This window comes from Phormidium sp. CCY1219, assembly GCF_035615515.1.
Taxonomy (GTDB): domain Bacteria; phylum Cyanobacteriota; class Cyanobacteriia; order Cyanobacteriales; family Laspinemataceae; genus CCY1219.
In genome coordinates this window covers 1-12,266 of record NZ_JAJENT010000319.1, presented here as the reverse complement: position 1 = coordinate 12,266, position 12,266 = coordinate 1, and the positions used below count along the sequence as shown (strand labels likewise).

The 12,266-nt window shown below is 52.0% G+C and carries 16 protein-coding genes; 10 read left to right on the top strand and 6 right to left on the bottom strand.

Annotation, left to right across the window (positions count from 1 at the left end; translation table 11 throughout):
* Positions 1 to 72: 72 nt before the first annotated feature.
* Entirely contained in the window at positions 73 to 408 is a 336-nt protein-coding gene (locus LKK83_RS05480; RefSeq protein WP_324629918.1) for a rubredoxin, read from the top strand.
* Here the strand turns inward: LKK83_RS05480 and LKK83_RS05475 are convergent.
* Positions 400 to 702: a hypothetical protein gene (locus tag LKK83_RS05475; protein WP_324629919.1), complete on the bottom strand. Its 303-nt coding sequence runs from the start codon at positions 700 to 702 to the stop codon at positions 400 to 402. The two genes, LKK83_RS05480 and LKK83_RS05475, sit on opposite strands and share 9 nt — an antisense overlap.
* On the opposite strand from LKK83_RS05475, the gene LKK83_RS05470 reads away from it, so the two are divergent.
* The 5 genes from LKK83_RS05470 (at position 590) to LKK83_RS05450 (ending at position 2,664) form a co-directional block, all read left to right on the top strand.
* A complete protein-coding gene (locus LKK83_RS05470; RefSeq protein WP_324629917.1) occupies positions 590 to 1,594 on the top strand; it encodes a photosynthesis system II assembly factor Ycf48 in 1,005 nt (334 codons plus the stop codon). The two genes, LKK83_RS05475 and LKK83_RS05470, sit on opposite strands and share 113 nt — an antisense overlap.
* A 143-nt stretch (positions 1,595 to 1,737) precedes the next feature.
* Positions 1,738 to 1,989: a cytochrome b559 subunit alpha gene (gene psbE, locus LKK83_RS05465; RefSeq protein WP_324629916.1), complete on the top strand. Its 252-nt coding sequence runs from the start codon at positions 1,738 to 1,740 to the stop codon at positions 1,987 to 1,989.
* Between the two features lie 22 nt (positions 1,990 to 2,011).
* Complete coding sequence (gene psbF / locus LKK83_RS05460) at positions 2,012 to 2,146, top strand: cytochrome b559 subunit beta (RefSeq protein ID WP_168571464.1); 135 nt, start codon at positions 2,012 to 2,014, stop codon at positions 2,144 to 2,146.
* 9 nt (positions 2,147 to 2,155) lie between these two features.
* A complete protein-coding gene (locus LKK83_RS05455) occupies positions 2,156 to 2,278 on the top strand; it encodes a photosystem II reaction center protein L (protein ID WP_324629915.1) in 123 nt (40 codons plus the stop codon).
* A gap of 266 nt (positions 2,279 to 2,544) precedes the next feature.
* Positions 2,545 to 2,664, top strand: coding sequence for a photosystem II reaction center protein J (locus LKK83_RS05450; protein WP_324629914.1), 120 nt, complete (start codon positions 2,545 to 2,547; stop codon positions 2,662 to 2,664).
* Between the two features lie 321 nt (positions 2,665 to 2,985).
* On the opposite strand, the gene LKK83_RS05445 is transcribed toward LKK83_RS05450, so the two are convergent.
* The 4 genes from LKK83_RS05445 to LKK83_RS05430 all read right to left on the bottom strand — a co-directional run bounded on the left by LKK83_RS05445 (position 2,986) and on the right by LKK83_RS05430 (position 8,581).
* Positions 2,986 to 5,529: a hypothetical protein gene (locus tag LKK83_RS05445; RefSeq protein ID WP_324629912.1), complete on the bottom strand. Its 2,544-nt coding sequence runs from the start codon at positions 5,527 to 5,529 to the stop codon at positions 2,986 to 2,988.
* 125 nt (positions 5,530 to 5,654) lie between these two features.
* A complete protein-coding gene (locus tag LKK83_RS05440) occupies positions 5,655 to 6,263 on the bottom strand; it encodes a hypothetical protein (protein WP_324629911.1) in 609 nt (202 codons plus the stop codon).
* Between the two features lie 376 nt (positions 6,264 to 6,639).
* Positions 6,640 to 7,920 (bottom strand): histidine--tRNA ligase, encoded by a 1,281-nt coding sequence (gene hisS, locus LKK83_RS05435; protein ID WP_324629910.1) that lies wholly within the window; start codon positions 7,918 to 7,920, stop codon positions 6,640 to 6,642.
* Between the two features lie 364 nt (positions 7,921 to 8,284).
* Positions 8,285 to 8,581, bottom strand: coding sequence for a helix-turn-helix domain-containing protein (locus LKK83_RS05430; protein WP_324629909.1), 297 nt, complete (start codon positions 8,579 to 8,581; stop codon positions 8,285 to 8,287).
* Between the two features lie 544 nt (positions 8,582 to 9,125).
* On the opposite strand from LKK83_RS05430, the gene LKK83_RS05425 reads away from it, so the two are divergent.
* The 4 genes from LKK83_RS05425 to LKK83_RS05410 all read left to right on the top strand — a co-directional run bounded on the left by LKK83_RS05425 (position 9,126) and on the right by LKK83_RS05410 (position 12,052).
* Positions 9,126 to 9,611: a DUF4168 domain-containing protein gene (locus LKK83_RS05425; RefSeq protein ID WP_324629908.1), complete on the top strand. Its 486-nt coding sequence runs from the start codon at positions 9,126 to 9,128 to the stop codon at positions 9,609 to 9,611.
* A gap of 150 nt (positions 9,612 to 9,761) precedes the next feature.
* On the top strand, positions 9,762 to 10,733 hold the full coding sequence (locus LKK83_RS05420; RefSeq protein WP_324629907.1) for a carbohydrate kinase family protein: 972 nt from the start codon (positions 9,762 to 9,764) through the stop codon (positions 10,731 to 10,733).
* A gap of 224 nt (positions 10,734 to 10,957) precedes the next feature.
* A complete protein-coding gene (locus LKK83_RS05415; RefSeq protein ID WP_324629906.1) occupies positions 10,958 to 11,485 on the top strand; it encodes a CYTH domain-containing protein in 528 nt (175 codons plus the stop codon).
* Between the two features lie 105 nt (positions 11,486 to 11,590).
* Complete coding sequence (locus LKK83_RS05410; protein ID WP_324629904.1) at positions 11,591 to 12,052, top strand: pentapeptide repeat-containing protein; 462 nt, start codon at positions 11,591 to 11,593, stop codon at positions 12,050 to 12,052.
* Here LKK83_RS05410 and LKK83_RS05405 read toward each other — a convergent pair.
* A partial coding sequence (locus tag LKK83_RS05405; RefSeq protein ID WP_324629903.1) for a hypothetical protein occupies positions 12,049 to 12,266 on the bottom strand: 218 nt, incomplete at its 5' end. The two genes, LKK83_RS05410 and LKK83_RS05405, sit on opposite strands and share 4 nt — an antisense overlap.

Sequence of the window (12,266 nt, the reverse complement as noted above, 5' to 3'; positions counted from 1 at the left end):
GGCTAAAGCCGCACGTTCGTTTTTCCTCCCCCGGCTAAAGCACGGGGGTTTCCAAACGTATCGGAGGTTATCATGAGTACCGACCAAGCCGCTCAACCTCAACCGCTAGACCGGTATGAATGCCGCGCCTGCGGCTACGTTTACGAGCCAGAGAAAGGCGATGGCCGTAAGGTTCAGCCTGGAGTGCCGTTCAAAGAGTTACCGCGCAATTGGCGCTGCCCAGTGTGTGGGGCACGGCCTTCACAATTTAGCAATATCGGCCCGAAAGGTACAGCCTCTGGGTTTAAGGAAAATTACGCCTACGGGTTCGGGGTAAATACTCTAACCCCAACTCAGAAAAGCTTGCTGATTTTTGGTGGCTTAGGGGCAGGAATTTTGTTCTTTCTGAGCCTGTATGGCTTACGCTAAAGAACTGGGCGATCGCCTGCGCCCGGTGAGTGGCACAGGGAAGCTTGTGGGGGTTTGACCCCTGAGAATAGGTGGGCAGCGATCGCGCTGGTGGCTTGGTTCACGGCGATCGCGCCCTTGCGCTCCCTTTCGCTCCGGGGTGTAAGATCCGGGACGATTCACATTCCACATAGAGCAAGTAATGGACTCGATATTAAACGGTTTGAAACGATTTGTTGCATTACTGACGGTTGTGCTGTTGTGTGTCGGGTGTTCTAGTGTCCCGTCCCTCGGTGACAACCCTTGGGAAGTCATCTCGTTGCCAACAGATGTTAATCTAAACGACATTACGTTTACCGACAATCTCCAGCATGGATGGTTGGTCGGCAGTAAAGCCACTGTGTTAGAAACTACCGATGGCGGCGAAACTTGGGAGGTGAAAACACTCAGTCTCGACGACAAACGGTATCGCTTGAGTGCTGTCAGTTTTGCCGATGAAGAAGGCTGGATCGTCGGCGAACCTTCTATCTTGCTGCATACCGACGATGAAGGTAAATCTTGGGAACGAGTTCAATTGAGCGAGAAGTTGCCCGGGGAACCCCTGAGCATCGTGGCACTCGGTTCGAACTCGGCGGAAATGACCACCAATGTGGGGGCGATCTACCGCACGCAAGATGGCGGTAAAACCTGGCAAGCAATGGTGCAAGAGGCGGTGGGTGCGATCCGCAATATCCAGCGATCGCCTGAGGGCAAATATGTCGCCGTCTCCTCCCGAGGCAATTTCTACTCCATCTGGGAACCGGGGATGAATTCCTGGGAACCCCATAACCGCAATAGTTCTCGGCGCATTCAAAATATGGGCTTTACCGCCGAGGGCCGTCTCTGGATGCTCGCCCGGGGGGGTCAAGTTCAATTTAGCGACCCCACGGATCTAGACACCTGGAGTGACCCAATTTATCCAGAGTTGTCCACAAGCTGGGGATTGCTCGATTTAGCCTACCGCACTCCTGACGAAATTTGGGTCGGTGGCGGTAGCGGCAATTTACTCCGCAGCGTTGATGGGGGCAAAACCTGGAAAAAAGACCGCCAGTTGGAAAAGGTTCCCTCCAACTTTTACAAGATTGTATTTTTGAACCCAGAAAAGGGTTTTGTAATCGGCCAGCGAGGCATTATCCTGAAATACAAGGACATGCCAGAAACGGCCTAGATTTACCAGAAACGACGGTACAAATGCGATCGCATTCCCCCGTTTTGGGTTCTGGTACCTTGATGCATATGACTTGTGGCTCTTTCACAAGGAAAGTATCATAGAAATTAACGTTGGAACTTTTGTCACAGGAGGACTAATCAATGGCTGGAGGATCCACTGGAGAACGTCCGTTCGCGGATATTATTACCAGCATTCGCTATTGGGTGATTCACAGCATCACCATTCCGGCACTGTTTATCGCCGGCTGGCTGTTTGTCAGCACGGGCTTGGCTTATGACGTGTTTGGCACGCCAAGACCTAACGAATATTTCACCCAAGAACGTCTGGAATTACCGATCGTTCAGGATCGTTTGAACGCCAAGCAAGAAATCGATCGGTTAGAGGTTAAGTAGTCAGTCACGGAGGTGCCTAATTATGACAAGCAATAATCCTAACGAACCCATTTCTTATCCGATTTTTACCGTTCGCTGGCTGGCGGTCCATACCCTGGCTGTTCCCACCGTGTTCTTTTTGGGCGCGATCGCGGCAATGCAATTCATTCAACGATAGGAGTTTCTCATGCCAACTCGTATTCCTAATCCGAATAAGCAGCCGGTTGAACTTAACCGTACTTCTCTATACCTAGGTTTGCTGCTGGTTTTCGTTCTCGGTATCCTATTCTCTAGCTACTTTTTCAACTAACTCCACAGAAGCACCCAGTTTGCCTACCGGGGATGGGATGAAAAGCCGTTTTTCATTCTCTATGCCTCCATCAAGTCGGGCAACTTCCATTCAGCGGCAACCCGCCTTTCCCTTTCTCAAACAGGCTTCTATCCTGTAGTGGAAAGGTTTGGAATTCTGATGTTGCAGGTGCAAATTACCCTGCACCCCATCCCTTGCAGGGGCTTCAGGAGTACGTGAAATCAAGTCACCAAATTCGTTGTTTTATAACAGGGGAGGAAAATTCTATGTCTGGAAGCGGAAGACTTCCGTTGTGGGTTGTAGCCACGATCGCTGGCTTAGGCATCATCGCCGTTGTCGGTCTGTTTTTCTACGGTTCTTATGTTGGGGTTGGCTCTTCTCTGTAGAATGCCACCCTACTTTAACCGCCCATTCTCAACCCTAGATTAAAATTGCAAATCGACACCCTAATGGGCGACCTAACCGTAGCTGGATATCCCTAACCCCCTCCATCCATGTAGGTGGTTTTAACTTTACCCCAAACCCCTCACCCCGTCTCTTCGGAGCGGGGAATAAGGGTTTTTGGCAAGGGATGGCCAGGATTACCCTACGGACAAAAATACCGCCTCTCGACCCGATCGAGGCGGTATTTTTATGAAGAATTAAGAATTAAGAGCAGACAATGAACCCCCGGAGGCGGTATCAATTGTCCTCGGAAGGGTTAAGCTTCAGAAATCGCCCAAAGGCAAATTGGGGGGACGAGGCGGGGAAATCGCGCGATCGACGGATACTTTATGGCTTTCGCGCTGGGTCTGCACTTCCACCGCGATCGCTTCAAACTGGACCTCTAAACTGCCATAGGGAACGAGCAACTCTTTCGTCCCTTCCACATCTCCCATTCCCGTGGGCCAAAATTCGGTCAACCAGTGTGGGCCATCCAAAATGGTGCGACTTTGGCGATCGTGCAACCATAACTTCACATAAATCCGAGGCTGGATCTGCGGGAGTCGGACCGCCACTTTCACCGATCGCCCTGAGGTCAGTTCTCCCTTGGGAAGGTAAAGTTCCGGGGTTGGCACCGGCTCGTTTTCGGGCAACAAGAACTGCTGGGCAACAGACTCATCCGCACCGGTAGGGATCCCCCCCGACTCGGAACCCACTTCAGACAACTCATCATCCACCACAATTTCTTGCGCTTCCCAGTCGATTGGCTCAAGCACAATCGGCCCTGACTCTTGGGCTTCCTCTTCTGGGGCGATCGCCTGCTCTTGTGCTGGCAGAACTTCCCCGGAATCCTCCGCCAGTGCATCTGACTCTCGCGCCACTTCCTCAATCTCCTCACTGTCTGAGGGGGTTTCCTGGGGGGAAAAATTAATTTTCAGCCATTCTGACAACTCGCGATCGCTCGCTAACGCATTCAACCGGGAGAAAAACCGTTCCTCCAAGTTCAACGACTCAAATGCCGAATCTACGGGAGTCGCTTCCGACTCCCCGGGCATTGTTTCCTCCACCGGCGTCGCTGCTGAGGTTTCCGCTGCTTCCTGGGGCGGCGCGATCGCCTCTGACCCTGCTTTCGGTTCGCTTTCTGGGGGCGACTCTATCCGTTCCCCCACCCCTGCGGTCTCTTTCTCCTCCGGGCGCTCTGGTGACGCCTTACGCGCCTCCGCAGACTTCTCCGGGGTGCTCGGTTGGGGCTGAGGACGCGGAAAACTAGGCAAATCCAGGGGTTTCGGGGAAAGCGATCGCGCCTGGGGCTTAACAATTTGCGGGGGGAGAAACTCCTTGGGAGCCGATTCAAACGAGAGCGGCTGACTCTTTTTAATCGTGTCGATAATTTCGTCAAACGAAGCGTCAATCTCTTCTAGATTGTGCTTTTGACGGTATTCTGGCGACCCCTCTAAGAGTTGCTCTTCCTGGAAGTCGCTGGCGATCGCCCCGAGCAGCTCTTGCACATCTGCGGTAATCGTAAACGATCGCGTCTGTACCACTTCCCCCGCCACCTGGCACAGGCTGACCTCTCCCAAAATCAAATGGGTCTTGCTCTGTGCCGGAATCTCCACGGGACAGACAAAACTCATCGGCGTTATTTGGTTGGCGAGGGGTTGTTCAACTTGCCCCAGGCGTTCCCCCGTCTGCGGATTTTGCAGGCTCACGCGCAATTCCAACCCAGACAGGGCGATCTCTTCCCCTTCTTCTGCGAGGTCGATGTGACCTTCTAGCTCGAATGCTTCTCCCCATTTCACCATATAGGTTTCCCGTGCCAGGGTCAGGTTGAGAGGGGGAAGCGGTGGACGGTTGGAAGCGACGGAGGGGATGGGATTGGCGGAGGCAACTTCTGGGGTTTCCTCGGTGGAGGTTTCTTCTGCGGGAGGGTCTGAGTTGCGATCGCCGGTTTCTCTGTCTTCCCTCGCCACCCCTGAGATCGGCATAACCGCTTCTGAGGCGGCTCCCTCTAAAGTGACGGGTTGCCCGGTGAGGTGGGTGGGAAAAGCGTACAACTTGCCCCAGGTACTCCCCTTCCGCGATGCCGATTCCGGGGATTGCGTGACCTCTGGCTGGTCTGGGGTGGCATTTTCTGGCGGTTCTGGTGGTGGTGGTAGTTCGCTTTCCTCGGTGGAGGCGCTGACTGGCGCTATGTATGGGTTCGACTCCTCATCCGTAGGAGAGGCGATCGCCGCCGTTTCCTCCCCTGTAGCCACAGCATCTTCCCACATCTGCGGCGCTTCCGATGAGGAATCGGCGTCCTCGGTGGAGGCGCTGACGGGGGCGATATTCCGGTTCGACACCTCATCCGTGGGTGATGCGATCGCCTCAGTTTCCCCCGAACTCGCCACCGCATCCTCCGCCATTTCCGGAGTGCTGGCGGGGGGTTGCGCCTCCGGGGCTTCCGACTCGCTGTCGGTGGGATGCAAGGGGAGGTCCTCATCGCTTTCGATGGGCAACACTTCGATTCGCACCGAATGCACGGAGGTGGGGCTATCGATGCAGCTAAACTCCCAAATTCCCGGTTTGAGGCGCGTAAAAGGAATCACCGCCATCAAGCCTTCCCCATTGGTTCGCGTGGTGCGCTTTTGCACTCGTCGCTTCGGGGGGAACTCTTCAAAGGATTGATAGATGGCGCGAATTTCCACCGGGGCGTTGCTGCGCCCAGAACGCGCCACCATGCGATAGCGTCCCTCTAGAACTTCCACTTCGGGGGTTTCTAGAGGCAGCCAACTGCGATCGCCCTTTTTCTGTATCAGAAATTCCCAGTGTTCCATCGATTGCGGCACAGGTAGTGATTGCCCGAGGGATTCGAGACCGTTTGCGGCCAGTTGATTTCATGCCAGCTTGCCGCAATCAGTATCGGTCTGCTTCCCGATGGAGTCTATCATAACACTGTCAACTCCACTGCCAACTAATCCCACCAGGCGCGCAGATAATTTGGTTGAATGTCGATTTCGTCAGCATCGCCGGCAAAATCATTGAACTCGGATATTAACTGAAACGAACAATTTCCCTCAAACACCATTCCATCCACGCTGACGCGATAATCTTCGCGCAACGGACTCACCGCATACCCAATAAAATTAAATTCAAATCCTTTGCTGGCTTGGACGCGGGCAAACGCGAGAAATTCGGCAATGGTGGGGGACAAATTTTGCCGGGAGGCTGGATCGGCAAACTTTTGGGCGGTTAATTGTTGCAATTGCCCCCGAGACAGGAAATCGAAATATTTAATATCGCCGCATTGGCTCTCCCAGGAAATCTCGGTGCCAAAAATAATCCGATCGCGGATTTCACTGTGCCAGTTATAACTAAAGGGTGTGGGGGACGGTTCCATGAGACTGTCCCAATCCTCCTCGGTTTTCCCTTCGTCGATTCCTATTGCCTCCAGCTTCATCCCCTGATTGAGAAAATACAGACGCAGTGCCTCCATTCTATCTAGGGGAGAATTGGACAAACATTCCTCAAGATTGGGGCAGTGGTGGATTTCTCCAGTCATTGCCTTGCAGTCAAGTTTCATTGGGCAATACATAATATTTTACCGCCAGGAAAAAGGGTATATTTTTTTTACAAAAAAAAACGGTTTAAAATATCGAGCAAACAATTGACGACCGTTAGAAAACGGGTTTCTAGACATGTTCATTTGTTGGGAGAAACCGAGGCGCGAAAGCCTATGCCAAGCGCTCTTGCTTTTTGTTTTTTTATTGAGTGACGAGGCAGACCCTCGCCCCCCTGCACAGCGGCCTCGGACTTCTCCTTTGGCCAATGATACAACAAAAGCCAGTGATGTTTGTGGGAATGGGATTGTGGCGAATGCGGGTGGTCAATCCCCTGTGGGTGGATAGGGGGGAGGGGCGATCGCAAAAAAAGGTGGGCAAACACCCACCTGCAATTTATTATTGTTTAAAATTCTCCAACTGCTGCCGCAATTCGTCGGTTTTTTGCAGTAATTCAGCTTGGGATAGTTGAATTTGCTCTTGGCTGGCCAACCACTTGATTTGTACGGTGCGATTGGCGGCTTCTTCGGAACCTAAAATCAAACAAGCGGCTGCGCCGGAGCGATCGGCTCGTTTGAATTGTTTGCCAAAAGCGCTCCCGCTAAAGTCGAGTTCCACACTAAACCCAGCGTGACGCAGTTTTTGGGCGAGTAACAGGGCGTTGGCTTCGGCGGCGTCGCCTCTGGAGACCACATAAAAATCCAGGGAAGATTTCGGCGACTCGTGCAGTTGTTGCAGCAGGATAATTAATCGTTCTAACCCGATCGCCCAACCCACGGCGGGGGTATCCTGTCCGCCGAGTTGCGCCACTAAATTGTCATAGCGACCCCCACCGCAAACCGTGGCTTGCGCGCCTAAGTCGTCGGAGATGATTTCAAAGGCGGTGTGGGTGTAGTAATCCAAACCGCGCACCAAGCGGTGATTGAGTTGATAGGGGATTCCCAATTCGCTCAACAGGGCTTGCACGCGATCGAAGTGGCGTTGGGACTCCGGGCACAGATGCTGCCAAATTTTCGGGGCTTCTTGGGCAATCTCTTGGGTGCGTTGGTGTTTGCTATCGAGAATTCGCAAGGGATTGCGGGTGAGTCGCTCTTGCGAGTCCTGGTCTAATTCGTCTTTGTAGGGGGTTAGATATTCCACCAAAGCGTCGCGATAGCGCTGGCGGTCTTCGGTATTGCCCACGGAGTTGAGGTCCAGGTGCAGGTTTTGCAACCCGAGGGTTTTAAGTAAATCGCTGGCGATCGCGATCGCTTCTACATCGGCTCGCGGATCCGCCGTGCCTAACACCTCCACCCCGATTTGATGAAATTGCCGCTGACGTCCCGCCTGGGGACGTTCGTAGCGAAACATCGGCCCGGTGTACCACAGCCGCTGCACTCCACCGGCAGCCTGTAGTTTGTTTTCAATATAGGCGCGCACGACTCCCGCCGTGCCTTCCGGACGCAGGGTGAGGGAACGTTCTCCTCGGTCCAGAAAGCTGTACATTTCTTTCCCCACTACATCGGTGGCTTCGCCAATCCCCCGCTCGAATAAGGCAGTTAGCTCGAAGATTGGCGTCCGGATCTCTCGATAGGCGGCTCTGCCAAGAATCTCTCTGGCAAGGGTTTCTACTTTTTGCCAGGTGGCTATCTCCTCTGGCAGGATGTCTCGCGTTCCTCTTAATGCTTGAATTGCGCCCATGATTCTTTCTTCTCTTTGCACTTGCTAGCTGCAATTTCCCACCTGCCATTATCCGTCACCGAGGTGCGCTTCTGCTGGGGTAGCCCTGGGCGCGCGTCCGGATCCTTTGCCATTGGCTCCCGACGCCGATCGCCCGCTCTCCTTTCACCTGGAATTCATACGGAATCCACAAATTGGCCTTTAAGTCGGTTCCGGGATCGCCCGCTGGCGCGATTTGCCTTGGCAAACCCCACTGCAAACTTTCCCCTGAGCGCAGCTCAAGGGCAATTTTTCGCTCTACCCCTCACGGCACTCAGCCAGTCAATTTCCGATCTTGGGCGGCGCGTTTAGGGCGTTTTCTCTCGGTCAATGAACCGGATTCGGCTCATTCGGAGTTGTCCGCTACGGATTCGGTTTGGGCGGCTTCGGGTATGGGTAGATTGCAGCAGTTCACGTCGTTGATGCAGACTTTCCCGGACTGCAATGCCCATCGTACCAATGCCACCCGGTTGCTGGTTTTGGTTTTGGTCAGGATATTGCTGATATGGTTATCTACGGTTCGTTTGCTAATTTCTAGCTCTTGCGCTATCTCCTGGTTTGTTAAGCCAGCCGCTACCCGTTCGATCACTTGTAATTCCCTATCGGAAAGGGAGATATTGGGTTGAGAATCCCCGCCAGTCATAACAATTTCCTATTTTCTGTCTCTGTATATCTACCTATATTGTAATGATTCTAGTCTATGATTGCCCAAAGCTTGTAAATTGTTGCATGCTGTTTTTTTTCTCCACTGGGCGTTCTAGGGGGTATGAAAAACGGCTTATGGCTTTCAAAACCCCGCAATTGCCGAGTTTTGCGATCGCCACTGTTTGCCGGAAATCTTCTGCCCCTTGCTGGTTTAAGTTTTTTAAAGGTCACGGGAGCCACCGGTTGCACGTCACTCGCAAGGGCGCTCTACCCTTGGAAGTAGCGGCACCGAGACTCTGCTTGTGCTCTCGCCCCTGAGAACGCCGACAGGTTGAGAGTCAATCTGGGCGAGGTTGTCTGTTGATAACCAGGGTCTAGATTTGAAATCCTGAGTGCGTGGGCGAAGGGGTTTTGTTTGATGTTGGGGAAAGAAAGTTTTAAGATGACTTTTGGGTGTTGGAAAACCGCGAAATTTCGCGGAAAAAGTTAACATAACGTTAAGATTTTAACTCCCCCTACATGACAGCAAATCCTGACAAAGTATGAAAAAGCTGACAATTTGTTTGGCGCGATCGCTTCGGTTTCCATTCCCACAACTCGCGCTGCTGCGCTCAATGGCGATCGCCCTGGGTCTGTGGGTCGCTGCGGCGATGATGCTGGGCGGTGCGGCGGTTTCTCTGGCAGATTCGCCTCGCGACCTCCCCACTCTAACCGCTCCCCTAGAACAAGCACCCCAAGCCCGTCCCCCCCTGGATGCTAGCACTATTCCCTCCGAAAAAGTCAGTCAGTTTGTCCGCGCTTATCTGCAAGTTTTAACCTTAATCGACGAGCGCTCTGAAGAACTTCTCAATGCCGAAACCACAGAAGATTCCCACCGTTTAGAAGGGGAAATCGAAGCCGAAGCTCTCTGTTTTATTAAAGATGCCGGCTTAACCCAACAAGAATATTTGCAAATGCTCAGTCTTGCCAATATCGATCCGGAATTTGGCGAACGAATTGCCGCTGGTTTAGAAGAAGCTAAAAAGTAAATTACTAGGGTCAAGAGTTATTAGTCAATGGTCATTGACAAAGGACAAATGACCATTGACCATTGACCCTTGACCAAGGACAAATTGGTTTTCTGCAATACCATGACCCTGTAAGCTGGATCGTGGAAGCTAATGAAGGAGTGACAGGTTATGAATTATCCGCGCGTGTTGTGCTTGGGTGAAATTTTGTTTGATAATTTGTCGGATCGACCGGGAAAACCCTATGAGGAGGTAGACTCTTGGACTCCTTATCCGGGAGGGGCACCGGCAAATGTGGCTTGTGCTTTGGTAAAATTAGGGACGTCGGCTGGATTTATCGGCTGTGTGGGGAAAGATGAAGCCGGCGACCAATTGGTGAAGCTGCTGGACGATGTGGGAGTGGACTGTACGGGGGTGCAGCGTCACGAGACTGCACCGACGCGCAAGGTTTATGTGGTGCGGTCCGAAACTGGCGATCGCAGTTTTGCGGGGTTTGGAAACCGCGATACTACGGAATTTGCCGACACCCACCTGCAAGCTGATGGATTGTCGGAAGAATTAATCGAAAATGCAGATTTTCTCGTTTTGGGAAGCTTAGAATTAGCCTTTCCCGACAGTCGCGATGCGATCGAGCGCGCTTTAAAATGGGCAGAACAATACGATGTTAAAATCGTCATGGATGTGAACCGGCGCGATATGTTTTGGCCCGATCCAGCGGAATCAAAACCTCTGATTGAAAACTTAATCAAGCGGATTGATTTCCTGAAAATCTCTGACGATGAAGCGGAATGGTTATTCGATACCACCGATGCGGGTGCGATTACGTATCGCCTGGGAAATGTTGAGGGGGTTTTAGTCACTGCAGGCGATAAAGGCTGTACCTATTGTCTGGGCGAAAATGAAGGGGTTTTGCCGGCATTTAATATGGAAGTGGTGGATACCACTGGTGCGGGGGATGGCTTTGTCGCTGGGTTTATCCATCAGTTATGCGAGTATGGAATTAATAGCTTGCGCGATGCGGGGGTCGCGAAAGGAGTGGCCCGCTATGCGAGTGCGGTGGGGGCGCTGACGACGACGAAACCCGGGGCGATCGCGGCACAACCGATTCCCACGGAGGTGGTGGCATTTTTGGCGTCTCATTAACCCGATTCTTTTTCTCTCGGTCTTGCTTGAGATAAATTGTTAGGGGCATTTCATTCCATGCCCCTGCAAAAAAGGCATTTGCAATTTGCCTAAAAGTTTATAAAATAAGAGAATATCGCGTTTTCTGGGTGGGTGAGGTAAGGATTTTTTATGCCTCCCGACTGCTGGGCGATTTGGGTAAAAACGCGCTATAAAAATTAGGAAAATTTATCACCTGAGTAAAGATGGCGACTGAAATCGAACGGAAATTTTTAGTCAAAAACGAATCGTGGCGATCGCTGGCAATTGGCACGGTTTATCGTCAAGGTTATATTGTAGCCAACGCGCAACAGTCGGTCCGGGTACGAATTATCGGTCAGGAAGCCTATCTGACGATAAAAGGCGCAACGGTGGGCCGCACTAGAGCGGAGTTTGAATACCCCATCCCCCTGGAAGATGCTCGACAAATGTTGGAGACGCTGTGTCAACCTCCGTTTATCGAAAAGAAAAGATATAAAGTTAACTGGGGAGAACTGGTGTGGGAAATTGATGAATTCGACGGCGACAATAAAGGGTTAATTGTGGCGGAAGTGGAACTGGTTGACGAAAATCAAGTTATCGAATTGCCGGAGTGGGTGGGGGAAGAAGTTTCCCACGATCCGAGATTTTATAATGTTAATTTAATCCATCATCCGTATTGTCGCTGGTCAGAGGCGGATAAGCAATGGGTCTGTCAGAAAGTGGCAAGTTCTGTACCCACAGGGAATTCGTAGGGGCGATCGCATCGCTTTCTCAAAAGCAGCGATCGCTACCACCGATGATGCCCGCTTTGTCGTAGAGTATCGAGATCGAGCTATAGCAAAAATTAGGGACATCACATGGACGTTCAAGAATTCCTACAGCGCTATGCGGCGGGAGAACGATTTTTTGAGGAAATCGACCTCAGCAACGCCGATTTACAACAACAGGATCTAACTCAAGCCAACCTGAATGGCGCAAACTTGAGCAATGTGGATCTGCGCGGTGCCACTTTGCGTCAGGTTTCCCTCGGTGAAGCCAATGTGCAAAACGCCAATCTCGAAGGTGCTAATTTAATCGAAGCTTCCCTCACCAGCATCAATCTCGAAGGTGCTAATTTAAAACATGCCAATCTCGATGGCGCTAATCTATTCTGCGCCAACCTCACCCGCGCCGATCTGCGCCATTGCGACTTGAAAATGGCTGACCTCACTGAAGCTAATCTGAGTGAAGCGAATCTGGAAGGCGCTAATCTGTGGGGCGCATACCTCACTGGAAGCATCAAGATAAATACGATTATGCCGCAACAGTCGAACCCTTAAGGCGGAAATAATTCCCTTGCGTAGGCTGGGCGACTCTGCCCACCTACTTTTTCACTTTGGGCTTTCTCTTGCGTCTCGGCTAAAATTGTGGAACCTACGGGGCGATTTTGATTGGTAATCCACTGAAGGCGATATAATCCCTGAAGCTGAATTCGACGGTGCAGGACAACCGCTATGCAATCAAAGCATTGCATAAACGCCCTGCCTCGCCCAT

Coding starts and splice junctions, on each gene's coding strand:
- LKK83_RS05410 (WP_324629904.1), top strand. CDS start 11,591: ATGGACGTTCAAGAATTCCTACAGCGCTATGCGGCGGGAGAACGATTT.
- LKK83_RS05475 (WP_324629919.1), bottom strand. CDS start 702: ATGACTTCCCAAGGGTTGTCACCGAGGGACGGGACACTAGAACACCCG.
- LKK83_RS05455 (WP_324629915.1), top strand. CDS start 2,156: ATGCCAACTCGTATTCCTAATCCGAATAAGCAGCCGGTTGAACTTAAC.
- LKK83_RS05480 (WP_324629918.1), top strand. CDS start 73: ATGAGTACCGACCAAGCCGCTCAACCTCAACCGCTAGACCGGTATGAA.
- hisS (WP_324629910.1), bottom strand. CDS start 7,920: ATGGGCGCAATTCAAGCATTAAGAGGAACGCGAGACATCCTGCCAGAG.
- psbE (WP_324629916.1), top strand. CDS start 1,738: ATGGCTGGAGGATCCACTGGAGAACGTCCGTTCGCGGATATTATTACC.
- LKK83_RS05420 (WP_324629907.1), top strand. CDS start 9,762: ATGAATTATCCGCGCGTGTTGTGCTTGGGTGAAATTTTGTTTGATAAT.
- LKK83_RS05430 (WP_324629909.1), bottom strand. CDS start 8,581: ATGACTGGCGGGGATTCTCAACCCAATATCTCCCTTTCCGATAGGGAA.
- LKK83_RS05440 (WP_324629911.1), bottom strand. CDS start 6,263: ATGAAACTTGACTGCAAGGCAATGACTGGAGAAATCCACCACTGCCCC.
- LKK83_RS05415 (WP_324629906.1), top strand. CDS start 10,958: ATGGCGACTGAAATCGAACGGAAATTTTTAGTCAAAAACGAATCGTGG.
- psbF (WP_168571464.1), top strand. CDS start 2,012: ATGACAAGCAATAATCCTAACGAACCCATTTCTTATCCGATTTTTACC.
- LKK83_RS05425 (WP_324629908.1), top strand. CDS start 9,126: ATGAAAAAGCTGACAATTTGTTTGGCGCGATCGCTTCGGTTTCCATTC.
- LKK83_RS05450 (WP_324629914.1), top strand. CDS start 2,545: ATGTCTGGAAGCGGAAGACTTCCGTTGTGGGTTGTAGCCACGATCGCT.
- LKK83_RS05470 (WP_324629917.1), top strand. CDS start 590: ATGGACTCGATATTAAACGGTTTGAAACGATTTGTTGCATTACTGACG.